This window comes from Amycolatopsis sp. 195334CR, assembly GCF_017309385.1.
In the GTDB taxonomy this organism is placed as follows: domain Bacteria; phylum Actinomycetota; class Actinomycetes; order Mycobacteriales; family Pseudonocardiaceae; genus Amycolatopsis.
In genome coordinates this window covers 2180269-2205469 of sequence record NZ_JAFJMJ010000002.1, presented here as the reverse complement: position 1 = coordinate 2205469, position 25201 = coordinate 2180269, and the positions used below count along the sequence as shown (strand labels likewise).

At 72.0% G+C, this 25201-nt stretch carries 16 protein-coding genes; 8 read left to right on the top strand and 8 right to left on the bottom strand.

The genetic code is table 11. The features are described from left to right. Window positions 1–8: 8 nt before the first annotated feature. Complete coding sequence (locus JYK18_RS33315; RefSeq protein ID WP_206807372.1) at window positions 9–9200, bottom strand: non-ribosomal peptide synthetase; 9192 nt, start codon at window positions 9198–9200, stop codon at window positions 9–11. Between the two features lie 275 nt (window positions 9201–9475). Here JYK18_RS33315 and JYK18_RS33310 point away from each other — a divergent pair, with 275 nt between their 5' ends. Genes JYK18_RS33310 through JYK18_RS33280 form a run of 7 tightly spaced genes read left to right on the top strand, consistent with a single transcriptional unit; the run spans window position 9476 to window position 16645 of the window. After that, a complete protein-coding gene (locus JYK18_RS33310; RefSeq protein WP_206807371.1) occupies window positions 9476–10942 on the top strand; it encodes an anthranilate synthase component I family protein in 1467 nt (488 codons plus the stop codon). Then, window positions 10939–11508, top strand: a complete 570-nt coding sequence (locus JYK18_RS33305; protein WP_206807370.1) for an aminodeoxychorismate/anthranilate synthase component II — start codon at window positions 10939–10941, stop codon at window positions 11506–11508. The genes JYK18_RS33310 and JYK18_RS33305 overlap by 4 nt, the downstream gene beginning before the upstream one ends. Next, a complete protein-coding gene (trpD, locus tag JYK18_RS33300; RefSeq protein ID WP_206807369.1) occupies window positions 11501–12529 on the top strand; it encodes an anthranilate phosphoribosyltransferase in 1029 nt (342 codons plus the stop codon). Before JYK18_RS33305 ends, trpD begins: the two co-directional genes overlap by 8 nt. After that, complete coding sequence (gene trpC / locus JYK18_RS33295; protein ID WP_307796170.1) at window positions 12526–13320, top strand: indole-3-glycerol phosphate synthase TrpC; 795 nt, start codon at window positions 12526–12528, stop codon at window positions 13318–13320. Before trpD ends, trpC begins: the two co-directional genes overlap by 4 nt. Further along, a complete protein-coding gene (gene trpB / locus JYK18_RS33290) occupies window positions 13313–14527 on the top strand; it encodes a tryptophan synthase subunit beta (RefSeq protein ID WP_307796169.1) in 1215 nt (404 codons plus the stop codon). Before trpC ends, trpB begins: the two co-directional genes overlap by 8 nt. Next, window positions 14514–15260 carry a tryptophan synthase subunit alpha gene (gene trpA, locus JYK18_RS33285; RefSeq protein ID WP_206807368.1) on the top strand — a complete coding sequence of 249 codons (747 nt, stop codon included), beginning with the start codon at window positions 14514–14516 and terminating at the stop codon, window positions 15258–15260. Before trpB ends, trpA begins: the two co-directional genes overlap by 14 nt. Further along, a complete protein-coding gene (locus JYK18_RS33280; RefSeq protein ID WP_206808273.1) occupies window positions 15257–16645 on the top strand; it encodes a class II 3-deoxy-7-phosphoheptulonate synthase in 1389 nt (462 codons plus the stop codon). The genes trpA and JYK18_RS33280 overlap by 4 nt, the downstream gene beginning before the upstream one ends. Window positions 16646–16919: 274 nt before the next feature. On the opposite strand, the gene JYK18_RS33275 is transcribed toward JYK18_RS33280, so the two are convergent. The 5 genes from JYK18_RS33275 to JYK18_RS33255 form a co-directional block, all read right to left on the bottom strand. Continuing rightward, window positions 16920–17711, bottom strand: a complete 792-nt coding sequence (locus JYK18_RS33275; protein ID WP_206807367.1) for an ABC transporter permease — start codon at window positions 17709–17711, stop codon at window positions 16920–16922. Further along, entirely contained in the window at window positions 17708–18664 is a 957-nt protein-coding gene (locus tag JYK18_RS33270; protein ID WP_206807366.1) for an ATP-binding cassette domain-containing protein, read from the bottom strand. The genes JYK18_RS33275 and JYK18_RS33270 overlap by 4 nt, the downstream gene beginning before the upstream one ends. Before the next feature lie 12 nt (window positions 18665–18676). Further along, a complete protein-coding gene (locus tag JYK18_RS33265) occupies window positions 18677–18895 on the bottom strand; it encodes an MbtH family protein (protein ID WP_206807365.1) in 219 nt (72 codons plus the stop codon). Window positions 18896–18962: 67 nt separating this feature from the next. Further along, window positions 18963–19604, bottom strand: coding sequence for a response regulator transcription factor (locus JYK18_RS33260; RefSeq protein WP_206807364.1), 642 nt, complete (start codon window positions 19602–19604; stop codon window positions 18963–18965). Then, window positions 19601–20716 (bottom strand): sensor histidine kinase, encoded by a 1116-nt coding sequence (locus tag JYK18_RS33255; protein ID WP_206807363.1) that lies wholly within the window; start codon window positions 20714–20716, stop codon window positions 19601–19603. The genes JYK18_RS33260 and JYK18_RS33255 overlap by 4 nt, the downstream gene beginning before the upstream one ends. Window positions 20717–20824: 108 nt before the next feature. On the opposite strand from JYK18_RS33255, the gene JYK18_RS33250 reads away from it, so the two are divergent. Beyond that, the gene (locus tag JYK18_RS33250) at window positions 20825–22177 is read left to right on the top strand and encodes an alpha/beta fold hydrolase (RefSeq protein ID WP_206807362.1); all 1353 of its coding nucleotides are present in this window, start codon (window positions 20825–20827) and stop codon (window positions 22175–22177) included. A 3-nt stretch (window positions 22178–22180) separates the two neighbouring features. Here JYK18_RS33250 and JYK18_RS33245 read toward each other — a convergent pair whose 3' ends face one another. Together JYK18_RS33245 and JYK18_RS33240 are read right to left on the bottom strand one after the other, a co-directional pair. Beyond that, on the bottom strand, window positions 22181–23257 hold the full coding sequence (locus JYK18_RS33245) for a right-handed parallel beta-helix repeat-containing protein (protein ID WP_307796168.1): 1077 nt from the start codon (window positions 23255–23257) through the stop codon (window positions 22181–22183). A 52-nt stretch (window positions 23258–23309) separates the two neighbouring features. After that, window positions 23310–25109 (bottom strand): glycoside hydrolase family 3 protein, encoded by a 1800-nt coding sequence (locus JYK18_RS33240; protein WP_206807361.1) that lies wholly within the window; start codon window positions 25107–25109, stop codon window positions 23310–23312. Window positions 25110–25201 lie beyond the last annotated feature (92 nt).

Sequence of the window (25201 nt, the reverse complement as noted above, 5' to 3'; positions counted from 1 at the left end):
CCCCTGCCTCACAGTTCGTGGTCCGCGGCCGGTCGTGCCTGGCCGACGCGCTTCGCCATGGCTTCGATGGTCGGGTGCTCCAGCAGCACCGCGACCGGCAGTTCGGTGCGCCCAAGCCGGGCGAACTCCCCGGCCAGCCGGACCAGCGTCAGCGAGGACCCGCCCGCCTCGAAGAACTTCTCCCGGACGCCGATCTCCTCGCGGCCGAGCACGGTCGCCCAGGCCCGCGCCACCAGCCGTTCGCTGTCCGTGCGGGGCGCCAGGTAGTCAGCGCCGGGTGCCACCGCGGTACCGGCCAGCTTCGCCCGGTCGAGCTTGCCTCGCGAGGTCAGCGGCATCCGGTCGAGCACGCCGAACTCGGCGGGCAGCAGTTGCTCGGGCAGGATGGCCGCGAGGTGCTCGCGGAGTTCGCCCGCCGTCGGCCCCGGCCGGTGCCGCGGCACGATCCAGGCCACCAGCCGCCGTTCGGCGCCGGTGCCCGCCGCCGTCACCGCGGCCTCGCGCACTTCGGGGTGCCGCAGCAGCGCGGCTTCGACCTCACCCGGCTCGACGCGTGCCCCGCGCACCTTCACCTGCGCGTCCACGCGACCGGCGAAGTACAGCTCGCCGTCGGAGGACCACCGCGCCAGGTCACCGGTGCGGTACATCCTGGCGCCCGGCTCACCGAACGGATCGGCCACGAAGCTCGCCGCGGTCGCGCCCGGCGCGCGGTGGTACCCGCGGGCGACGCCGTCGCCACCGAGGAAGATCTCGCCGACCACGCCCACCGGGACCGGGCGCAGGGCCGGGTCCAGCAGGTGGACCACGGCGCCCTCGATCGGCAGGCCGATCGGCGGGGCGTCCACTCCGGACAGTGGGCGGCCGAACGTCGGGCTGATGGTCACCTCTGTCGGGCCGTAGGAATTGACCAGCCGCCGCCCCTTCGACCACCGGGCGGCCAGCGCGGCCGGGACCGCCTCGCCGCCGGTCAGCACGGTGACCTCGGCGGGCCAGTCGGTTTCCGGCAGCACCGCCAGCACCGACGGCGGCATCATCGCGTGGGTCACGCCGTGCGCCCGCGCCACCTCCGCGAGCCCGGTCACCGGGGTGCCCGGTGGCGCCGGTACCTGCGTCGCGCCGGTGAACAACGCGGCGAGCACTTCGAGGATGGACGCGTCGAAGGCGGGGGAAAGCCACTGCAGCACCCGGCTTCCCGGCCCGGTACCGATAGATCTCGACAGCGCCGACACCTGTGCGGCCAGTCCCCGGTGCGGCACCACCACGCCCTTCGGCCGCCCGGTGGTGCCCGAGGTGTAGCTGACGTAGGCGGCGTCGTCGAGCCGGGACGGCCGGTCTAGCACCGGCCCGCGATCCCACCGCACCTCGTCCACCCGGAGTTCGCGGGGGAACCGTCCCGCCGAATTCCGGTCGGTCAGCACCACGGCCGCACCGGCGTCCTCGGCCAGCCACCGCAACCGGTCCGGTGGCTGGGCCGGGTCCATCGGCAGCCAGGTGGCCCCGGCCTTGGCCACCGCGAGCATGCCGGTGAGCGCGTCGGCACCGCGGTCGAGGCAAACCCCGACCACGGACTCGCGGCCCACGCCGAGCCGGTGCGCCAGCCTGCCCGCCCGCTCGTCCAGCTCTCGGTAGGTGAGGTCGGTGCCGCCGGAAACCGCCACGGCGTCCGGGTCGCGGCGCACCTGCTTGGCGAAGAGTTCGGCCGCGGTTCGCTGCCGAGCGGGCGGCAGTGGCGCGCCCCAGCGGCCGAGCAGGTCCAGTTCCGCGTCGGGCAGGATCCGGACGGCCGCCAGCGGCTGCTCCGGCGCGCTGGTCAGCGAGCGCAGTGCGGTGTCCAGGCGGGCGACCAGCCGTTCCGCGGTGGCGTCGTCGAACAGGTCCTCGTCGTAGGACAGTTCGAAGTGGAGCGAGGAACCGGGCAACACGACCAGCCCGAGCGCGAAGTTGGTCACGTCATCGCCGTCGAAATCCACCTCGAACGGGTTCTCCGCGTGGTTCTCGAAGGCGATGGTGCTGTCGAACAGGTTCACGCCCGGCGGCACCTCGGTCAGCTCCTGCTGCCGGGAGAACGGGTAGAAGGCGTGTTCACGGGCCTCGGCCTGCCCGGCCTGGATCTCGGCGAGCCAGTCCAGCACGGTCGTCCCCGGATCCGCGGTGAGGCGGACCGGCAGCGTGTTGATCAGCGGGCCGATGATCGTCTCCGCGCCGGGGAGTTCGGGCGGGCGCACCGAGACCGTGGTGCCGAACAGCACCTCGCCGGTGCCACCGTGCCGGGACAGCAGCAAGCCCCACGCCGCCTGGACCACGGTGTGCGCGGTGAGCCGGTGGCGGCGGGCGAAGTCGTGGAGTCCGGTGGTGCGCTCTTCGCTCCACCGCAACGTCCTGGTCCCGGTCCGGCGGGTGCGGTGTCCGGGCGCGGGCGGGCGGTCGAACGGCAACGGGGTCGGCTCGCGGAAACCGTCGAGCACCTTGCCCCAGTAGGCCGCGACGGCATCGTGGTCCTGGGCCGCCAGCCATTCGCAGTAGTCCCGGAGCGGGCGTTGCGGTGGCAGGTCCGGCTGTTCTCCCCGGCTCAGCGCTTCCGTCGCGGCGGTCACGTCGGAGAGCAGCCTGGCCAGGCTCCAGCCGTCGATGAACAGGTGGTGCGTGGTCATCAGCACGTGCACCCGGTCGCCGGCCAGCCGGGCGAACGCCAGCCGGGTCGGCGGTGCGCCGGTGAGGTCCAGTCCGGCGGCTTGGTCGTCCTCACGCAGGCGTCGCACGAGGTCCCGCTCGTCGGGGAGTTCGCGCCAGTCGTGCCAGGTCACCGGCAGTGGCGCGGGCCGGTGCACCACCTGGACGGGTTCGGGCAGCCCGGCCCAGTGCACGGTGCTGCGCAACGCCGGGGCCGCACCGGCCACCAGTTGCCAGGCTTCGGCGAACGCGGCCGGATCGGTCACGCGGTCGAAGGTCACGCTCGTCCGGCAGGTGTAGACCTCGTCGCCGCCGGCCAGGGTGTGGAACAGCATCCCGGCCTGCATCGGGGTGAGCCGGTAGACGTCCTCCACCGACCGTCCGTCACCGGCCAGCCGGTCCACCGCGGCCTGGTCGAGCCCGGCCAGCGGGAAGTCCGACGGGGTGCGACCACCGGCGCCGTCGGCGCGGCAGTGCGCGATGATCGCCCGCAGCGCGTCGGTGGTGTGTTCGGCCAGGCCACGCACGGTCGCGCCGGCCAGTGTCGCGGGTGAATGGTCCCAGCGCAGCACCAGTTCCCCGGCCTCGACGACGCCGGTGACTTCCAGCGGGAACGGGCGTGCTTCTTCGGGATGCGGGCCGTCGACGACCGGCAACTCGCGGAGGTACAGCTCGTTGGCCGCGTCGGCGAACCGGCCGAGGTAGTTGAAGTTGATCTCCGCGGGGTGCCCGCCGTCGAGCACCCCGGACAGGTACCGCAGCGCGTCGTAGTTCTGCCCGCGGCCGGGGACCTCGCGCACCTGCTCCTTGACCGAGCGCAGCACGGTGCGCCAGTCCCGGTCCCGCGGCAGGTCGAGCACCAGGGGGAACTGGCTGGTGAACCAGCCGACCGTGCGGGACGGATCGGCCTGGCCGGGCAGTTGCTCCCGGCCGTGGGTCTCCAGGTTCAGCAGCACGCGATCGTGGCCGGTCCAGCCGGACACGGCCACCGACAGCGCGCTGAGCAGCACGTCGTTGACCTGCGTGCGGTAGACGCCGGGCACCTCGCGGAGCAGCGCCGCGGTCTCCTCGGCGGTCAGCCGGACGGTGATCGTCTCGGTGCGCCCTTGCCCGCCGGGGCCGTCCAGCGGGAGCGGCGGTGCGGTGCGCTCGTGGACCCGGGTCCAGTAGGGCAGTTCGCCGTCCAGCGCGCCCGCTTCCACCTGCTCGCGGAGCATTCGCGACCACTGCTGGAACGAGGTCGTCTTGGGGCCGAGGTCCCGCCGCGCGCACGCGGTGCGGAGGTCTTCCAGCAGGATGCGCCAGGAGACCCCGTCGACGACGAAGTGGTGCACGGTCAGGAGCAGCCGGGGTGGCCGCCCCTCCCCCAGGTCGAAGTGATCGGCCAGGAACGGCGGACCGGTGGCGAGGTCGAGTTCCGCGCGGGCCTCCGCCATCCGGCGGTCCATCGCTTGACCGGCGTCATCCACTTCGGACAGATCATGGGCGCGGAAGACCTCCCCGGGTTCGGTCGCGAGGAGCCACTGCCCGTGCTCCCGGCTGAACCGGAGGCGCAGAGCGTCGTGGTGGGCGACGAGAGCGAGCACGGCTGTCCGCACGGTCTCCCGGTCGACTCGCGGCGCGAGTTCGAGGAAGCGGGACATGGTGAACTGTCCGGGGTGGACGGTGAAGGTATCGAGGAACCACCGCTGGATGGGGGTGAGTTCCACCGCACCCGACACGGCCGTGTCGTCGCGCACCACCGGGCTCGGTTCGGCGGGCAGCCCGGCCGCCAACTCGGCGACAGTCTGCCGTTCGAACACCTCTCGCGAGGTCAGCCGGAGACCCGCGCGGTTCGCGCCCGCGGCCACCCGGATGCTCAGGATCGAGTCGCCGCCGAGTTCGAAGAAGTTGTCGTCGACGCCGACGCGTTCCACGTCGAGCACCTCACGGAAGATCTCCGCGAGACGCGCCTCGGCTTCGGTTCCGGGCGCGCGGTAGCTGCACCGGGAGCGTGCCTCCGGCACCGGGAGCGCCGCCCGGTCGAGCTTTCCGTTCACCGTCAGGGGAAGTTCGGGGAGGGTGACGAAGGCGGCCGGGACCATGTACGCCGGGAGCACCCGTGCGGTTTCCGCCCGCAGCAGTTCGTCGTCCAGCGGGGTTTCCGCGACCACGTAGGCGAGCAGGCGGCCACCGTCGTCGGCGATCACCGCCGCCTCGCTGACCTCGGGCAGCCCGGTCAGCATCGCCTCGATCTCGGCGGGCTCCACCCTGAACCCGCGGGCCTTGACCTGCCGGTCGATCCGGCCGCGGAACTCCAGGGAGCCGTCATCGAGGCGGCGGACCAGATCACCGGTGCGGTACACCCGCGAACCGGGCGGGCCGAACGGGTCCGGCAGGAAGCGGTCGGCGGTCAGGCCGGGCCGGCCGAAGTAACCCCGGCTCACCCCGATGCCGCCGATGTACAGCTCACCGTCGACGCCCGGCGGCACCGGGCGCAGGTACCGGTCGAGCACGTAGCCGGTGTTGCCCTGGATGGGCGGGCCGATCGGCATCGCCGCACCCGGGCCCGGATCGGCGCCCCTGGCCAGCATCAGGCCGGTGGAGGCCAGGGTGGCCTCGGTCGGGCCGTAGAAGTTGCCGAACGCGGTGTGCGCCAGCCACTTCCTGGCCAGTTCGGCCGGGCACTGCTCGCCGCCGACGGTCACCAGTTCCAGCCCGGGCACCGCGGTGGGATCCACTGTGGACAGCAGGGCCGGGGTCAGCGAGGCCACGGTGATCCGGTCGCGGCGAATCTGCTCGGCCAGGGTCAATGTGCCGTCCCGCTCCCCCGCCTCGCTCAGGCAGACCGCCGCGCCGGACAGCAGCGGCATCAGCAGCTGCCAGAGGCCGAAGTCGAAGGTGATCGGTGAGTGCAGCAGCATCCGCGTGCCGGGCCCGAGGCCGAGCTGGACACGCGCGTCCGCCGCGCTGTTGACCAGCGACCGGTGTTCGACCATCACCGCCTTCGGCACCCCGGTGGAGCCGGAGGTGTACTCGACGTAGGCCAGGTTGTCCGGCTGGGGAACGACTTGACGGCGCTTCGGCGCGACCGGCTGGGCACCGTCGACCCGCAGCACCGGCGCGCCGCCGGGCAGCCGGTCCGCGCCCGCCTCGTCGGTGAGCACGACCAGCGCGTGGGAGTCGGCCAGTACGAAGGCGATCCGGTCGGGCGGGTGCCCCGGGTCGACCGGTACCAGCACCGCGCCGGCCTGGAACACCGCGAACACGCTCACCACCAGGTCGATCCCGCGCCGCAGGCAGACGGCCACCGGGACCTCCGGCCCGGCGCCGATTTCGGCGAGGCGATCGGCCAGTGCCTCGGCCCGTTCGGCCAGTTCGCGGTAGGTCAGTTCAACCACACCGGCGACCACGGCGACCTCGTCGGGGTACCGGCGGGCGAGGTCGGCGAACAGGATCGGGGTCGCCGGCAGCGAGAGCCCGAACACGGGCTTCGCGAGGGGCGCCGTGGTCAGCGGCATCGTCCACAGGGGACGGTCCGGTTCCTCGACCACCGCCGCGAGCACTTCGGTCAGCTGTGCGGTGAGGCGTTCGATCGTGCGCCGGTCGTAGAGGTCCGTGCGGTAGCTGACGACGAGGTGGAGCCGGTCGCCGACGAGCCGGAACTCGGTGTTGAGGTCGATGTTCGCGGCGGTCATCGGCAGGTCCACCTCGTCGGCGGACAACCCGGGGAAGACGCCGTGGCGCACCGGCGCGTTCTGCATCACCACCGCGGTGCGGACCAGCGGCAGGGCGGCCAGGTCCCGTTTCGGGGCCAGCGCCGAGACCACGCGGTCGAACGGCACGTCGGCGTTGTCCATCGCGGCCAGCACGGTTTCGCGCACCCGCGCGAGCAGGCCGTCGAAGCTTTGTTCCTCGTCCACTGTGGATCTGAGCACCACGGTGCCGACGAAGAAGCCGGCCACGTCGGCGAACTCGGCCCGCTCCCGCCCGGACTCCACCGTCGCGACCGCCACGTCGGGCTCGCCGGCCAGCCGGGCGAACACCAGCTTGACCGCGGCGAGCAGGGTGGTGAAGAGGGTGACCCGGCGGGTCCTGGCGAACTCGGCCAGCCGGGCGGTCAGTTCCGGGGACAACTCGGTCCGGTGTGCCGCCCCCTCGGCCGAGCGGCGGGCCGGTCGCGGCCGGTCCGGTGGGAGTTCGAAGGGGCGCAGCCCAGCTAGCTGGGTGCGCCAGAAGGACAACTGCCGGTCGGCGAGTTCAGGGGTGAGGTGTTCGGCCTGCCAGCGTGCGAAATCCGCGTATCGGGCGGGTAGCGGCGGCAGGCGCGACGCCTCGCCCGTAACCGCCGCGCGGTAGTGCTCCGCCAGTTCGGCGAGCAGGATCTGGCTGGTCCAGTCGTCGGTCAGCAGGTGGTGCAGGTTCAGCACCAGGACGTGGTCCCGGGGACCGAGCTTCGCCAGCACCAGCCGTACCGGCGGGCGCTCGGCCAGGTCGAAGACCACCTCCGCCTCGGCGTGCAGGAGATCGTCCAGGCCCTGCTCCCCGTCGAGGTCGACCAGTTCGAGGTCGGCCGGGGCCGGTGGGTGTATCCGTTGCCAGGGCACGTCGCGCTCGACCGGGAAGCTCGTGCGCAGGATCTCGTGCCGTTCCACCAGCGCGGTCAAGGCCGATCGCAGGGCGTCGACGTCCAGTTCGCCGCGCAACCGCAGCGCTTTCGGGAGGTTGTACTCCGCGCCGGGTGAGTGCGTGTGCAGGAACCAGAGCCGCCGCTGCGCGAACGACACGGGGAACCGGTCCCCCGCTTCCGCGACGCGCACCTCCGTCGCCGGTTCACCGGGCAGCGCCGCCAGTTCCGCGACGGTCGGCCGGTCGAACAACGCGCGATAGGGCCAGACCACCCCGAGCCGTGCCCTGGCGAGCGCGCCGACCTGGATGCCGAGGATCGAATCCCCGCCCAGATCGAAGAAGTTGTCGTCGATACCGACGTGGTCGAGTTCGAGCACCTCACGCCAGATCCCGGCGAGAACGCGTTCCGACTCGGTGCGCGGTTCCGCGCCCTCGACCGTGCGCGGCGGAGCGGGCAGCGCGCGGCGATCGACCTTCCCGCCGGGCAGTACCGGGAAGCGCTCCAGCGCGACGAACGCGGTCGGCACCAGGTGTTCCGGCAGCCTGGCCGCCAGGAACTCGCGAAGGTGCGCCGTCGCCGGCGGTTCCGCTTCGACGGGCACGAAGTAGGCGACGAGTCTTCGGCGCCCCGGCTCGTCCGGTGACGCGACCACCGCCCGGTCCACCGCGGGGTGCCGGACCAGGACGTTCTCGATTTCTCCCGGTTCGACGCGGAAACCGCGGATCTTGAGCTGGTCGTCGACCCGGCCCAGGTGTTCGAGCACCCCGTTCTCCTGGCGCCTGACCAGGTCGCCGGTGCGGTACATGGTCTTGCCGGGGCGGAACGGGTCGGGCAGGAAGCGGGAGGCGGTGAGCCCGGGGCGCCGGTGGTATCCCCGCGCCACGCCTTCGCCGCCGAGGTACAGCTCACCGGTCTCGGCATCGGCCAGGTCCTCGTCGAGCACGTAGGCGGTGGTTCCGGGCACCGGGCGGCCGATCGGCACCGAGCCCGGCCAATCATCCGGTGACGCCACGCGGTACACGCAGGAGTCCACTGTGGTCTCCGTGGTGCCGTACGCGTTGAACAGCAGGGTTTCCGGGCTCAGCAGGGCGCGGAAGGCACGGCCGTCCCCACTCGGCCACGCCTCGGATCCCACCGACACCAGGTCCAGCGGTGGCATGCCACCACGCCGTGCCGCTTCCTGGCCCAGTGCCTTCGCGAGCGACGGCAGCAGTTCGAGCGCGGTGCCACCCGTGTGCTCGATGAGGTCGAGCAGTCGCGCGGGGTCGGTGATGGCTTCACGAGGGGCGAGGATCAGCGTCCCGCCGTACAGCACCGAACGGGCGAAATCGGCGAAGAACAGATCGGTGGCGAAACCGGTCACGGAAACGAATTCCAGCGGACGTTCACGCAACCGGTACAGTTCTTCCCACACCGCGCACACAGAGGCCAATTGGCGGTGTTCGACCACCACGCCCTTGGGTGGACCGGTGGATCCGGAGGTGTACATGAGGTAGGCGGCGGCCGCCGGATCGATCGGCCGTTCCGGCAACAACTCCGTGCCGGGGCCGACCACCGGAACCACCGCGCAATTCCCGAAACCGCCGGGCAGCGGTGAATTCGAAACGACCTGATCGGCACCCGAATCCTCCAGCAGCCACCGCAGCCGCCCGGCCGGATGAGCGGCGTCCAGCGGTACGAACGCGGCACCGGTCCGGAGCACGGCGAGCAGCCCGATCACCAGCTCCGGACCGCGGTCCAGGTGCAGTGCCACCACTTTTCCCGGCCCGGCGCCGCCTGCGGCCAGGCGGAAGGCGAGCCGTGCCGAGGCGAGGTCCAGCTGGCCGTAGCTCACGGCCTCCCGCCCGGAACGCACGGCGATCGCGTCCGGGGAGCGGGAAACCCGCGACCCGAACAATTCGAGCACGGCCGAGCTGCGCATCCGCCCCCCGTTCTCCCCGACTGGTCGAAGACCGCCAGCTTCGCAGCCCGTCCTCTACAACGGCTATAAGCGCGCGCGGAGAATGAATATCGCAGTTCAGCGCGGTTGGTGGTACACCTGACGCAGGCCGTTTTACCGGCCGCTTAACCCACTGGCGCGGCCACCGCGCCCGAACCTACGCTCCGCGGGTCAGCTCTCCGCACGTTTTTTCCGCGCACGATTTCCTCCGGACCCGACAGCCTGGACGGCGGGTAGCTCCGCCGATTGGAGTGCCCATGACGACCGACCTCGCCGAGCAGGTGCTCGCCGCGGACCACCGGTCCACGCCCGATCGGACCACCACCGCCGCCCTCGCGCGCGACCACGAGATCGTCCCGGTGTACCAGGAGTTCCTGGCCGACCTGGTCACCCCGGTCACCGCGTTCACCCAGCTGTGCGGCCCGGACGAACCGGGCTTCCTGCTGGAGAGCGTGCCGGTTTCCGGTGGGGTGGCGCGGTATTCCTACCTCGGTTACCGGCCGCGCCCGCTGGAACTGCCCGCCGGTGACCCGCTCGACGCCCTGGCCGCGCTGCTCGACCGCTCGGTCGCGCCGGTGCGCGGGCTGCCGCCGTTCCACGGGGGTGCCATGGGGTATCTCGGGTACGAGACGGCCCGGCACTTCGAACGCCTCCCGGTGTCCGCCGGGGCGCCGCCGGGGTTGCCCGAATCGGCGTTCCTCAGTTGTGACGACCTCGTCGTGTTCGACCACGCCACGCGCCGGGTGCTGCTGATCACCGCGCACCGCCCGCGCGAGGAGAGCTACGACGCCGCCACCGGCAGGCTCGCCGAGATCCGCGAGCGGTTGCTGACGCCGGTCCCGCCCGCGCCTTTCACCACCAGCCCGGAGCCACCGGCGGACGTGCTGGCCGGCTGGCGGTCCAACTTCACCCAGGCCGAGTTCGAGGCCAGGGTCGAGCGGGCCAAGGAGTACATCGCCGCGGGCGACGCCTTCCAGATCGTGCTCTCCCAGCGGTTCAGCAAACCGCTGGAGGCCAGTCCGCTCGACCTCTACCGGCAGCTGCGCGCCACCAATCCCTCGCCGTACATGTACCACCTCAGCCTCGGCGGGGGCAGGCACATCGTCGGCGCCTCCCCCGAACTGCTGGTCAGGGCCGACGGCCGCCGCGTGCAGACCCGGCCGCTGGCGGGCACCCGCCCGCGCGGCACCGATGCCGCCGACGACCTCGCGCTGGAGCTGGAACTGCTCGCCGACGAGAAGGAGCGGGCCGAGCACGTGATGCTGGTCGATCTCGGGCGGCACGACCTCGGCCGGGTCACCGTGCCCGGCACGGTGACCGTCGACGAGCTGATGCGGATCGAGCGGTTCTCCCACGTGATGCACATTTCGTCCACTGTGTCCGGTGAACTGTCGCCCGGCCGGACCGGACTGGACGCGCTCCGGTCCACCTTCCCGGCCGGCACCCTCTCCGGCGCGCCGAAGATCCGCGCGATGGAGATCATCGCCGAGCTGGAGGACGAGCGGCGCGGGGTCTACGGCGGCGCGATCGGCACGGTGGGCTTCGGCGGTGCCGCCGATCTCGCCATCGCCCTGCGCACCATGGTGATCGCCGACGGGCAGGTCCACGTGCAGGCGGGCGCCGGGGTGGTGGCCGACTCCGATCCCACCGCCGAGTACCGGGAAACCTGCCACAAGGCACGAGCCATGCTCACCGCCGTGCACGCGGCGGAGGCCCGCCCGTGAGGCCCCGGGTCGCCGTGATCGACAACTACGACTCGTTCACCTACAACCTGGTGCACTACCTGGCCGAGGCGGGCGCCGAACCGGTGGTGCGCCGCAACGACGAGACCACTGTGGACGAACTCGCCGGGCACGACCTGCTGGTCATCTCCCCCGGCCCGAAAACGCCGGCCGAGGCGGGGATTTCACTGGCCGCCGTCCGCGAACTCAGCGGCAGGCTGCCGATCCTCGGTGTCTGCCTCGGTCACCAGGTCATCGCTGCGGCCTTCGGCGGCGTGATCCGCCGCGGCGCGCCGATGCACGGCAAGACCTCGCCGGTGGCCCACGACGGCACCGGCGTGCTCGCCGGGCTGCCCGACCCGTTCACCGCCACCCGGTACCACTCGCTGGTCGTCGATCCGGCCACCGTGCCCGCCGAGCTGGTGGTCAACGCCACCGCCGGCCCGGTGGTGATGGGCCTGCGCCACCGCGCGCACCCGACCTTCGGGGTGCAGTTCCACCCCGAGTCGGTGTTCAGCCCGGAGGGCAAGCAACTGATCGCCAACTTCCTGGAGCACGCTGATGATTGAACAGCTGGGACCGCTGGCCAGAGGGCAGGCGCTGAGCACGGAACAGGCCGCCGACGCGATGCGGGTGATCATGTCCGGGGAGGCGGGCCAGGCCCGGATCGCCGGCTTCGCGATGGCGCTGGCCGCCCGCGGTGAGACCGTGGACGAGATCACCGGGATGGCGCTGGCGGCCCGCGAATTCGCCACCCCGCTGGCGATCGATCCCGGGGTGCTGGACACCTGCGGCACCGGCGGGGACGGGCTGGACACCTTCAACATCTCCACCACCGCGGCGATCGTGGCCGCGGCGTGCGGGGTGCCGGTGGCCAAGCACGGCAACCGCAGCGTCTCCTCGGCCTGCGGCAGCGCCGACGTGCTGGAGGAACTGGGCGTGCGCGTCGACCTCGGACCGGCCGGCGCGGCCCACTGCCTGAGGACCGCGGGGATCACCTTCCTGTACGCGCCGGTGTTCCACCCCGCCTTCCGCCACGCCGCCGGGCCCCGGCGTGAACTCGGTGTCCGCACCGTGTTCAACCTGCTGGGCCCGTTGTGCAATCCGGCCAACGCGGAGTTCCGCACGGTCGGCGTGCCGAGCCAGGACCTGGTCGCGCCGATGGCCGAGGTGCTCGGCCGCCTCGGCGTGCGGCACGCGCTGGTGTTCCACTCCGAGGACGGCATGGACGAGCTGAGCACCGCCGCGCCCGCGGTGGTGGCCGAGGTGACCGGCGACGGGTACCAGGTGTCCCGGCTGGACCCGGCCGAGCTCGGCCTGGCCCCCGCCGGGCCCGGTGCGCTGACCGGTGGGGACAAGCAGGTCAACGCCGAGATCATCCGCCGCGTGCTCGGGGGTGAGACCGGCCCGGCGCGGGACGTGGTCCTGCTCAACGCCGCGGCCGCGCTGAAGGCCGCCGAACGCGCGGCCCACTGGGCTGAGGGCTTGGACCTCGCCGCGCGGGCGCTCGACAGCGGCGCGGCCGGCGAACTGCTGGAGAACTGGACCGTGACCTCGTGGCACGCGGAAACCGAAGAGGTGCCCGCGTGATCGCCGCCCGTTCCGGGATCCTCGGGAAGCTGCTCGACGCGGCGGACCGGCAGACCGAGAAGCACCGCACCACCACCCCGCTCGCCGAACTGCGCGAACGAGCCGCGGTCGCGCCCGCACCCCGCGATTTCGCCGCGGCGCTGGGCCGTCCCGGTCTCGGGGTGATCGCCGAACTGAAACCACGCAGCCCGTCGAAGGGTCCGCTCACCGACGACTACCGCCCGGCCGGGCTGGCCGCGGCCTACCGCGCGGGCGGGGCCGCCGCGATTTCCGTGCTGACCCACGAAGAGGGCTTCGGCGGGTCCGTCGACGACCTGCCGATCGCCCGTACCGAGGCGCGGGTTCCGGTGCTGCGCAAGGACTTCATCACCGACGAGTACCAGGTCTACGAAGCCAGGGCCTTCGGCGCCGACGCGTTGCTGCTGATCGTGGCGGCCCTGCCCGGTGGGCAACTGGCCGAGTTGCTCGCGCTCACCCGCGAACTCGGCATGGAGGCGCTGGTCGAGGTGCACGACACCGCGGAAGCCGACCGGGCGCTGGCCGCCGGAACGCGGGTGCTCGGGGTGAACCACCGCGACCTCCGCGACTTCAGCATCGACCTGACCCTGTCCGGGCGGATCCGCCGTCACGTCGGCGGAGAGCCGCTGCTGGTGGCCGAGAGCGGGATCGGTGGCGCGGGCGACGCCCGCCGGATGCGGAAGGACGGCGCCGACGCGGTGCTCGTCGGCGAACTGCTGATGCGGTCGGCCGATCCGGCGACCACGATCGAGGAGTTGAGCGACGGTGAGTGAGGGCCGCTTCGGCCGGTTCGGCGGCCGCTACGTTCCCGAAACCCTGATGGTCGCGCTGGACGAACTGCGCGAGACCTGGCAGCACCTGCGCACCGACGAGGCCTTCCTGGCCGAGCTGCGGCAGCGCTCGGCCACCTTCGTCGGCCGGCCGACCCCGCTCTACGAGGCGGAACGGCTGACCGAGCACCACGGCGGAGCCAAGATCCACTTCAAGCGCGAGGACCTGTGCCACACCGGCGCGCACAAGCTCAACAACGCGCTCGGGCAGGCCGTGCTGGCCCGGCACATGGGCAAGCGGCGGATCATCGCCGAGACCGGCGCCGGGCAGCACGGGGTGGCCACGGCCACCGTCTGCGCGCGCTTCGGGCTGTCCTGCACGATCTACATGGGTGCGCTGGACATGCGGCGCCAGGAGGTCAACGTCCGCCGGATGCGCCTGCTCGGCGCCGAGGTCCGGCCGGTCACCTCCGGCACCGGCACGCTCACCGACGCCACCTCCGAGGCCATCCGCGACTGGGTGACCAACGTGCGCGACACGCACTACATCATCGGGTCCGCGGTGGGCCCGGCCCCGTACCCCGCCATGGTCCGCGAGTTCCAGCGGGTGATCGGCGACGAGGCGCGCGAGCAGTACCTCGCCGCCGAGGGCGTGCTCCCGGACGTGGTGCTGGCGTGCGTCGGCGGCGGGTCCAATTCGATCGGCATGTTCAGCGGTTTCCTCGACGACACCGGCGTGCGGCTGATCGGCGTCGAAGGCGGCGGGACGGGCACCGGCATCGGCGAGCACGCCGCGGCCGCGGCCAGGGGCACGCCCGGCGTGCTGCACGGCAGTTTCAGCTACGTGCTCCAGGACGACGACGGGCAGATCCGGCCCACCCACTCGATCTCGGCGGGGCTGGACTACCCGGGCGTCGGTCCCGAGCACGCGATGCTCGCCGAACAGGGCCGCGCCTCGTACGTGGCCGTCGACGACGACGGGGCGCTGGCGGCGTACCGCCTGTGCACCCGGCTCGAAGGCATTCTCCCGGCGCTGGAGACCTCGCACGCGCTGCGGCACGCGGGCACGCTGGCCGCCGAACTCGGCCCCGGCGGGCGGATCCTGGTCTGCCTTTCGGGCCGGGGTGACAAGGACATGGACACGGTGACAGGGGCGGTGGATGAGCACACCAACGGCAACCCGGCTATCGGCGCGCTTGCGGCGACCTGACGGCGGCATCGCGCTGGTGCCGTACCTGATGGCGGGCGATCCGGACGACCGGACCACCCGCGAGCTCGGCAAGCGGTTCGCCGCGGCCGGGGTGGGCGCGATCGAACTGGGCGTGCCCTACAGCGACCCGCTGGCCGACGGCCCGGTGATCCAGCGGGCGGGCCGCCGCGCGCTGGACGCCGGCGCCACCGTCGAGACCTGCCTGGAGACGGCCGCCGACATCGCCGCCGAGCAGGGCGCGCCAGTGGTGCTGATGACCTACGTCAACCCCGTGCTGCACTACGGCCCCGAGCGGTTCGCCGCCGACGCCGCGCAGGCGGGGGTGGCCGGGGTGATCGTGCCGGACCTGCCCGTGGAGGAGGCCGCGCCGGTGGCCCCGGCGTTGCGCGCGGCCGGACTGGACACGGTGTTCCTGGTGGCGCCGACGAGTTCCGCGCCCCGGGTGGCGGCGGCCTGCGCGGCCTCCACCGGATTCGTCTACTGCGTGACCGTCACCGGCATCACCGGCAGCCGGTCCGCCCTGCCCGCCGACGTGACCGGCCTGCTCGACCGCGTCCGGGCCGCCACCGCGCTGCCGGTCGCCGCCGGGTTCGGCATCTCGCGGCCGGACCAGCTGACCGCGTTGCGCGGGCACGCCGACGCCGCCGTCGTCGGCAGCGCCATCGTCGGCCGGATCGAACAGGGGGACGACCCCTCGGCACTGGTGAAGGAGCTGCTTTCAGCATGCAGATGACCCTGGTACCCGAACTCGCCGCCGCGCACCGCGCCCCGGTGGACTGGCAGCCCGGTTCGTGGCGCGGGCTGCCCATCCACCAGCAACCCGACTGGCCGGATCCGCTGGCCGTGCGGGCGGTGGCCGACGAACTGGCGCTGCAGCCACCGCTGGTGCTGCCCGCCGAGATCACCTCGCTCCAGCGGCAGCTCGCGTCCGTCGCGAGTGGACAGTCGTTCCTGCTGCAGGCCGGTGACTGCGCGGAAACCTTCCGCTCCTGCACCGAACAGGGGGTGCGGAGCAAGCTGCGGGTGATCCTGCAGCTGGCCATCCTGCTCACCTACGGCTCCGGGCTGCCGGTGGTCAAGGTGGGGCGCATCGGCGGCCAGTTCGCCAAACCCCGCAGCAAGCCCACCGAGGTGGTCGACGGGGTGGAGCTGCCGGTGTTCCGCGGGGACATCGTGAACAGCCCGGAACCCACACCCGAAGCGCGGGTCCCGGACGCCGACCGGATGCGGCGGGCCTACCACCACGCCTCGGCCACGCTGAACGTGCTGCGGGCGCTGACCCAGGGCGGGTTCGCCGACCTGGACCAGGTGCACGCCTGGAACCAGGAGTTCGTGCTGGCCAGCCCGGCCGGACGGCACTACGAGGCGGCGGCCGACGCGATCACCTGGGCGCTGCGGTTCATGTCCGCCTGCGGGGTCGACACCGGCGGGATGCAGGCGCTGCACCAGGTCCAGCTGTTCACCTCGCACGAGGCGCTGCTGCCGGAGTACGAGCAGTCGCTGACCCGGTTCGACCAGGCGACCGGCAGCTGGTTCGACACCAGCGCGCACCTGCTCTGGATCGGCGACCGCACCCGGCAGCTCGATGGTGCGCACGTGGAGTTCCTGTCCGGGGTGGCCAACCCGATCGGGCTCAAGGTGGGCCCGTCGACCACCGCGGACGACCTGCGCGCGCTGTGCGACCGGCTCGACCCGGACTTCGTGCCGGGCAGGCTGGTGCTCATCGCCCGCCTCGGCGCCGAGCGCGTGGGGGATCTGCTGCCGCCGCTGCTGCGGGCCGTGCGGTCGACCGGGCATTCGCCGGTGTGGGCGTGCGACCCCATGCACGGCAATACTTTTGTTTCCCAGAGCGGTTACAAGACGCGGCGCCTCTCGGACATCACCGCGGAGATCGCCGGCTTCTTCTCGGCGCACCGCGCGGAAGGTGTGCACCCGGGTGGGGTCCACCTGGAATTGACCGGGGACGACGTGACCGAATGCCTCGGCGGTGCCGACGAGGTGCTCGACACCCATCTGGGTACCCGGTACGAAACCGCCTGTGATCCGCGGTTGAACGCGAGCCAGTCGATCGAGTTGGCGTTCCAGATCGCTCAGTTGCTGCGGGAGCATCATGCTTGATTCGCGGCCGGGGGTGGTGGTTCCCCAACCCGGCAGCTGATTGTGACTACGGTGAGGATCTGCTTGTCAAGGCGGGAAAGATGCCTTGACAAGCAGATCCTCACCGTGTTTTTGGCTGCGGACCGGGTTGGGGAAGGGGGAGTCTGGTTGTGGCTCCAGTCAGGCCCCCGGCTAACGTTTCGCACCCCGCTGCAGGGAAGGCTGACAAACCGGCGGCCGGCAACGGGACAGCAACCAACCAGCCATCCTCACCTCCCCCATCCCGCCAAACAACTCAGGTAAGGCGCCGCCGATAAGCCCGCGCCGCCAACGGGAAGAACACCAGTACAAAACCCGCCATCCACATCAGCGCCCCGAGCAGCGCGCCACCCGGCACGGTGCCGGTGACCAGCAACCCCCGGTTCACCTCGCTCAGCAACGTCACCACATTCACCTCGGCCCACACGCGCAGCCAGTCCGGCATGGTCGCGGCCGGCACGAAAACGCTGCTGCCGAAGCTCAACGGCATGATCACCGCGAACAACAACCCCGGCACCGCCGCGGGACTGCGCACCAGCAACCCGACCAGCACCGAGACCCAGCACAGGCACAAGCCGAACGCCACCATCAACGCCATCGCCGCCACCACCGGCAGCGGCCCGGTCTGCACCCGGAACCCGAGCACCACCCCGACCACCAGCAGCACCAGCACCGCGATCAGGTACCGCACCACGTCACCGAGCACCGCCCCCGCCAACGGAGCGGAGCGCGCGATCGGCAGGCTGCGGAACCGGTCGAACACGCCCTTCGCGACATCCGTGCACAACGCGACCCCGGTACCGACGCTGACGTAGAGCGTGCCGAACACCATCAACCCCGGCACCAGCTGCTGCAGGTACCCCGCGTGGTCCCCGTCCGCGATCGCGCCGCTGAACAGGAAGGAGAACAGCAACAGCATCAGGATCGGCTGCACGGTGACGTCGAGCAGGGTGTCCGGGTTCTTCCTGATCCGCACCACCCCGCGCCCGGCCAGCGCCAGGCTCTGCCGCAGCGCGCTCGCCGGGCCGATCCGCACCGCGGCGGTCACCGGGCACTGCCTTCGGTGACCAGTGCCCGCCCCCGGGTGATGCTCAGGAAGGCTTCGTCCAAAGTGGGCGATCGGAGACCCAGTTCGGCGTAGTCGATCCGTTCCTCGCGCAACCGGTGCACCAGCGCCGAGAGCACCATCGGATCGCCGACCGGCGCGGTGATCAGCCCGTCTTCGTCCATTTCGGACGGACGGCCGGTCAGCTCGGCCAGCAGCGCGCTCACCCGGTCACCGTCCACGGGCAGCGCGGGCCGGATCTCCAGTGTCTGCCCGCCCGCGCGCCGCTTGAGCTCGTCGGGGCGCCCGCCCGCGACCACCTTGCCGCGGTCGAACACGGTGATCCGGTCGGCCAGCTGATCGGCTTCCTCCAGGTACTGGGTGGTCAACAGCACGGTCACCCCGTCGGCCACCAGCGCCCGGACCGCGTCCCAGACCTCGTTGCGGCTGTGCGGGTCCAGTCCGGTGGTCGGCTCGTCGAGGTAGAGCACCTCGGGACGGCCGACCAGGCTCGCGGCCAGATCGGCGCGGCGGCGCATCCCACCGGAGTACGTCCGGACGGCACGGCCCGCGGCCTCGGTGAGGCTGAAGCCGTCGAGCAGTTCCTTCGCCCTGGCCTTCGCCTGCGCCCGGGACAGTTCCAGCAGGCGCCCGATCAGCACCAGGTTCTCGGTGGCGGACAGTTCCTCGTCCAGCGCGGCGTACTGGCCGGTGAGGCCGATGGACCGGCGCACCGACACCGGGTCGCCGGTCACGTCGTGCCCGGCGACCACGGCGCGCCCGGCGTCGGGCCGGACCAGGGTGGCCAGAATCCGCACGGCGGTGGTCTTCCCCGCGCCGTTCGGGCCGAGCACGCCGAGCACGCTGCCCGCCGGCACGGCCAGGTCCACCCCGTCCAGTGCGGTCGTCCCGCGATAGCGCTTGACCAGCCCGTCGGCCTCGATAGCGAGCGACATGCGATCCCCCGCCTAGTTCTGCTCGGCCGCCATCGCCTCGATCAGGCTCTTCGGCCGCATGTCGGTCCAGTTCTTCTCGACGTAGTCCAGGCACGCGGCCCTGCTGTCCTCACCGAAGACCACGCGCCAGCCACCGGGCACCTCGGCGAAGGTGGGCCACAGCGAGTGCTGGTCCTCGTGGTTGACCAGGACGTAGAACCGGCCGTTCTCGTCGTCGAATGGATTGCTCATGCTGTTCCTTCCGTCCACGATCGTCCACCGCGAAGTATTTCCACGGCCGCCACGACCGGCAACGCGCTTAAGTCCTCGGCGAACTGCCCCGGTGGGCCAGCACCGCGAGCCGGACGCGGTTGTCCGCGCCGGTCTTCGTCATCAACGCGGTGACGTGCGTTTTCACCGTGCTGACGGCCACGTGCAGCCGGTCGGCGATCTCGGCGTTGGACAGGCCTTCGCCGACCAGCGCGAGCACCTCGCGTTCCCGGTCGGTGAGCGTTCCCAGTTCCCGCACGGGAGCCCGGTGCGCGCCGACCGCCGTGCGCACCAGGCGGCGCAGCACCTGCGGGCTGAACGGCGACTCCCCCGCGGCCGTGCGGCGGATGGCGTCGAGCAGTTCTTCCGGCGGCGCGTCCTTGGTCAGGAAACCGCGTGCCCCGGCGGAAAGCACCGGGTACAGGTGCTCGTCGTCGTCGAAGGTGGTCAGCACCAGGATGCGCACCTCCGGGTGTGCCGCGGCGATGCGCGCGGTGGCGGTGATGCCGTCCACGCCGGGCATCCGCAGGTCCATCAGCACCACGTCGGGGTCCAGCCGGGCCACCTGCCGGATCGCCTCGTCGCCGTTCCCGGCCTCACCGGCCACTTCGAGGTCCGGGCTGCCCTCGCACAGCATCCGCAGCCCGGCGCGGACCAGCCGCTGGTCGTCGGCGAGCAATACCCGGATCACGGCTCTCCCCCGGACGGGATCGTCACGTCCAGCGTCCAGCCGCCGTCCCGGCCGCCCGCGGTGACCCGGCCGCCGAGCAGCTCGACGCGTTCCCGCATGCCGACCAGCCCGAAACCCGGCGAACCGGGTCGCGCCCCCGTGCCGTCATCGGTGATCACGATCCGCACGGCCTCGTCGCCGGCTCTTACCGTCAGCGTGGCGCGCGGGTGCGGGCCCGCGTGCTTCACCACGTTCGTCAGTCCTTCTTGGACGACTCTCAGCACGGCGAGGCGGTGGATCGAATCGAGGCCCACCACGTCGGGATCGACGTCCGCGTCGAGCACCACCCCGCTCGCGCGGGTGCGGCCCACCGCGGCGGCGAGCGCGGTCGGCAGGCCGTCCTCCCCGGCGATGGCGGCCCCGGCGGCCTCGGTCATCGACGCCGGATCCCGCAGCACGGTCATCAGCCGCTTGAGGTCGGCCAGCCCGGTCCGCGTGGTGGTGTGCGCCTGGGCGAGTGCCTCGTCCACCCCGGGATCGGTGCCGCGCAGCGCGTGGCGGGCCGCGCCGACCTGCACCGCGATCGAGGCCAGGTGGTGCGCCACCAGGTCGTGCAGTTCGCGGGAGATGGCCGTGCGCTCGGCCACCCGCGCCGCCACCACCGCCTCCTCGCGACGGCGGTCCGCCTCCAGCGCGACCCGCAGCACCGACCGGATGTACACCCCGAGCAGCACCGGCGGCGCGGTGGTCAGCAGCACCGACGCCGAGGTCAGCAGCGGGTCGAGGCGAGGCGCGTACAGCCAAACCTGCGCGGCGGCGAACACCGCGGTGCCCACCAGGCAGGCCCAGCCGTCACGCCGCATCCACAGCTCACCGAGCGTGATCATGGCGAGCACGAAGAGCACCGGCATCACCGCCTGCGCGCCACCGCCGTCCACCGCGAGCAGCAGCCCCGCCTGGGCGAGGGACGCGGTCAGCGGGATCCACGCGCCCGCGCCGGTCAGCCCGGCCGCGGCGAGGCCGAGCACCCAGTCGAGCGCGGTCACCGGCACCGGACCGTGCAGCGCGGCCAGGTAGGCGGCCGTCACCAGCACGGGCAGCACGCGGATCGGCAGCCATCGCAAGGTGGTCACGCCCCGACCTTAGGAACTCGCGGGCGGGCCCGCCTCCTCCCGCGGTAGGAGAAGGCCGTGGCCGCGGGTCGGAGGTGCCGGGCCGGTCCCGCGGCCACCGTGGAGCCCATGAACCTACGCCTGCTCCTGCTCTCGACCGCTTTGGCCGCGTCGATGGTCCTGCCCGATTCGGCCGCTCCCGAATGGACTTCCTGCGCCGAGAACGCCTGGTGCGCCACGCTCCAGGTCCCCGTCGACTGGGCCGAGCCCGACGGCGCCCGGTTCGGCATGGCCGCCGCCCGGCACGCGGCCACCGGGGAGAAGCGGGGCACGATCGTGTACCTGCCCGCCGGACCGGGTAGTTCCGGCGTCGACGCGGTCACCGACGAGCGCATCCTCGGGCTGTTGCTGCCGCCCGAGGTCGTCGAGCACTTCGACGTGGTGAGCTTCGACCCACGCGGGGTCCGCCGCAGTTCACCGGTCCTCTGCGACTCGGCACTGGTGGCCACTTTGGACCGTCCGGAACCGCGCGACCAGGCCGAGTTCGACGAGCTGCTGACCGCGCAGGCAGCCGTCGGCGCGGACTGCCGCGAACGCACCGGCCCGGTGTTCGACCACCTCGACAGCACGCAGGTGGCCAGGGACGTCGACCTGCTGCGCACCGCCCTCGGTGAGGACCAGCTGCACGTCTACGCGTTGTCCTACGGCACGGTGGCCGGGCAGATGTACGCCGAGCAGTTCCCCGAGCGGATCCGGACCATGGTCCTGGACGGCGTCTACGACCACAGCGTGGATTCCGGCCAGTTCGCCGTGACCGGGGCGCTGGCCGGGCAGGAGTCGTTCGACCAGTTCGTCGCGTGGTGCGACACCGACGCCGCGTGCGTCCTGCACGGCACCGACGTGCGCGCCCGGCTCGCCGCGTTGTTCGACCGCGCCGAAGCCGGGACATTGCCGATCAGCGCGTCCACGCTCACCAGCCGGGTCGTGTCGCCGCTGACGCGCCCGGACCTGCCCGCCGTGGCCGCCGAGATCGCGAACCTGGACGCACCGGCACCCGCCACGGCCGCCGCCGAAACCACCCCGTTGCCGATCTTCCTGCAGTGCGCGGACAACCGGAATGATCTCGGGTCCTATTCGGACATTCAGCGGCTGGCGGAGCGGACCAGAGCGGTGGCGCCCGACGTCCGCTCCTCCGCCTACGACACCGCGGCGTTGTGCATCAACCCGCCCGTGCCCGCCACCAACCCGCAACGCCCGCTCCGGGCCGGTGACGCGCCGCCGATCATGGTGCTGAACTCCCGGTACGACGCCTCGACGCCACACCAGGGCGCCCAGCACGTGGCCGCGCAACTACCCGGTTCGGTGCTGGTCACCCACGAGGGCATGGGTCACGGCGCGGCCACCCGGTCCGAGTGCACGAAGACCTTGGTGCACCAGTACTTCAGCGAGACGGAACTGCCCGAAGTGGACACTTCCTGCTGACCGTCAGAGCCCCGCGGTCACGGTGACCCCGGTGGCCACCCGGCGGGGCGTGGTGACGCCGGTGACCAGGTTGCCGGTGGACGCCACCAGGCAGGCGGTGCCGCCACCGAGCTGGTAGTCCAGTCCGGTGCCGGTACCGCCGCCGCGGATGGCGTTGCCGGTGACCGTCGCGTTCCCGGTGCCGTAGTTGACCCCCAGCGACAGGAAGGTGCCGCCCCCGCCGTTGAACCGGAAGATCCGGTTGTTCGCGATCGTCGAGGCGGCATCTCCCTGGAGGGAGGCTTGGAGCCCGGCGGTGACGAAGTCCTCGATGTAGTTGTCCGAAACCGTGCTGGCGAACAGGCGCTGCGCGGCGATGGCCGTGCCGCCGACGCCGTAGACGTGGTTGCGCTGGACCATCCAGCCCGCGGTGTTGTCCAGCGCGATGCCGTCGGAGCCGGAGTCGGCGATCCAGTTGTCCAGCAGTTGCCAGTCGGTGACGGAGTTCCCGGTGTCCTCGACGAAAATGCCGCGGCCACCGGACTCGGCCACGTGGTTGCCCACGATCCGGCCGTTCACCTGGGTGTTCTGCAGTGCGGTGCCGTTCGCCGAGAGATTGGTCAGCCGGATGCCGTGCCGCGTGGCGCCGAAGATCTCCACGTCCTGGACGGTGGACTGCCAGGACCGCAGCACCAGCGCGTCCCCGGCGGCCGGGTTGGCCGCCCGGTTGCCGTCCAGCGAAACGGATTCGACCGCGACCGGCAGCCCGGTGTACGGCACGTTGTCCAGGTAGGAATCGCTGGCGAGCATCGCGGGCAGGTTCGCCCCGGCCGCCTGCCGGATCACCGTGCCCGCACGGGACCGCCCGCGGTAGGCGCGCTCACCGAGCAGCTTGATGGTGCCGTCGATCAGGCACGTACCCTCGAAAACCACCTCGTCGCCGGGAGAAGTCGCAGCGATGGCGGTGTTGAGCCGGTCGTCGTCGGTGGTGGTGTTCGCACACGCCACCACGACTTGCTCGGCCACCGCGGGCGAACCGGTCGCGGCGGGAAAGGCCACCATGATCAGGGCAAGGCACAGCACGAGCGTCAGCCGGCGCACGACCGCCTCCAGGGAAGTGATTCGGATTTCCCTGGAGGCTATCGCGCTCAGCTCACCAGGTCAGGCCGTGCCCGAAGGGGAACAGGATCTTCGCCGGGTCGTCCGCCGCCGGGATGTCCACCGGCAGCTTGCCCGCCGGGGAAAGCTTGCCCCGCAGCACCTTCGCCAGCGTCGACATCGACACGTCGCGCCAGTCGTAGGTGGCCACCCAGGTCGGCGCGTCGGCGAAGGCCGGGTCGTACGGCTCCTGCAGCGACACCGCGACCACCGGCTTCCCGGTTGCCTGCAACGCCTTCAGCAGCGAGACCTGGGCCGGGCTGGTCCGCAGGCCGTTGGCCAGCACCACCACCGTGTCCGCGCCCTTGGCCGCGTCGACCGCACCGGCGACGTCGGCCTCGGTCGGGTTCTCCCCGGTCGGGCGCGCGGTGCCGCGCAGTTCCTTCGCCAGCGAGGTGACCGGGTCCGCCGGGTAACCGGGGAAGTCGGCCTTGTCCCAGCCGGCCACCAGCACCTTGCCCGGCTTCTTCAGCGGCAGCAGGCCCGCGTCGTTGCGCAGCACCGTGGTCGCCCGGTCGGTGATCTTCGAGACCGCGTCGCGGTGCTTCTTGCTGCCGACGATCTTGCCCACGGCCCGCTCGTCCACCAGCGGCTTGGCCAGGATGCCGCGCTTGGCCTTCAGCTTCAGCACGCGCAGCACGCTCTGGTCGATGCGCTCCTCGGTGAGCCTGCCGCTGGCCACCGCGTCCGAAACGCCCTTGACCGCGTCGGCGAAGTTCGCGGGCAGCAGCATCTGGTCCACGCCCGCCTCGAGCGCCAGCACCGGCGCCTCGGTGTTCGGGTACAGCTTCTGGATCGCGTCCATCCGAAGCGCGTCGGTGACGACCACGCCGTCGTAGCCCAGTTCCTCGCGCAGCAGCCCGGTCATGATGGGCTTGGACAGCGTCGCCGGCGCGCCCGACGGGTCGAGGCTCGGCATCGAGATGTGCGCGCTCATGATCGAGTCCGCGCCCTCGGCCATCGCGGCCTGGAACGGCGGCAGGTCGATCTTGCGCCAGTCGGCCTCGGACCGCTCGATGATCGGCAGCCCGGTGTGGCTGTCGGTGGCCGCGTCACCGTGGCCGGGGAAGTGCTTGGCCGAGGTGGACACGGTTTCGGTCCGCTTGCCCGAGTCCTGGTAACCGCGCACCTCGGCGGCCACCAGCTCGCTGGCCAGCCCCGGCTCCGAGGAGAACGAGCGGGTGCCGATCACCGGGTTGAGCGGGTTCGAGTTGACGTCCGCGACCGGGGCGAAGTTCTGGTTGATGCCCATCGCGCGCAGTTCGCGGGCGTTGATCGCGGCGATCTTCCCGGCGTTCTCCGCCGACCTGGTCGAGCCGAGCGCCATGCTGCTCGGGTACTCGGTGGCCGGCGCGCTGATCCTGGTCGTCTGGCCACCTTCCTGGTCGATCGAGGTGATCAGCGGGATGCGCGCGCCGGAGGACAGCGCCGCGCGCTGCAGGCCGTTGGAGAACCTGGCCAGCTGCAGCGGGTCGTCCACGTTGTCGGCGTCGTCGTTGTTGAAGTAGATGACCCCGCCGACCTGGTGCTTGCGCACGACCTCGGCCGGCGTGGCCACCCCGTACATCTGCTGGTTCATCGCGTGCGCGTCGGTCGCCGACTTGCCGTAGACGGTGACCACGAACAACTGGCCGATCTTCTGCTCCAGCGTCAGCCCGCGAAGGGCCTGTTCCGCCTGTGCGATCTCGTTCTGCGCTCCGGTTTCGTTCTGCGCTCCGGTCGCGCTCGCGGGCCCGGCCGCGGCGAGCATGGTGGCCCCCAGCAGGCCGGCGCAGGAGAGCGTGAGGGCTCTCATCCCCTTGGAACGACTGTTCACATGCCCTTTCGGCACGATGACCTCTTCCCGTCGAAGGCGGCTGGCGGGCGGTAGACCCCCACCACCTGGAC

Coding starts and splice junctions, on each gene's coding strand:
- JYK18_RS33280 (WP_206808273.1), top strand. CDS start 15,257: ATGACCCTGGTACCCGAACTCGCCGCCGCGCACCGCGCCCCGGTGGAC.
- JYK18_RS33310 (WP_206807371.1), top strand. CDS start 9,476: ATGACGACCGACCTCGCCGAGCAGGTGCTCGCCGCGGACCACCGGTCC.
- JYK18_RS33265 (WP_206807365.1), bottom strand. CDS start 18,895: ATGAGCAATCCATTCGACGACGAGAACGGCCGGTTCTACGTCCTGGTC.
- JYK18_RS33250 (WP_206807362.1), top strand. CDS start 20,825: ATGAACCTACGCCTGCTCCTGCTCTCGACCGCTTTGGCCGCGTCGATG.
- JYK18_RS33270 (WP_206807366.1), bottom strand. CDS start 18,664: ATGTCGCTCGCTATCGAGGCCGACGGGCTGGTCAAGCGCTATCGCGGG.
- JYK18_RS33240 (WP_206807361.1), bottom strand. CDS start 25,109: ATGAGAGCCCTCACGCTCTCCTGCGCCGGCCTGCTGGGGGCCACCATG.
- trpD (WP_206807369.1), top strand. CDS start 11,501: ATGATTGAACAGCTGGGACCGCTGGCCAGAGGGCAGGCGCTGAGCACG.
- JYK18_RS33315 (WP_206807372.1), bottom strand. CDS start 9,200: ATGCGCAGCTCGGCCGTGCTCGAATTGTTCGGGTCGCGGGTTTCCCGC.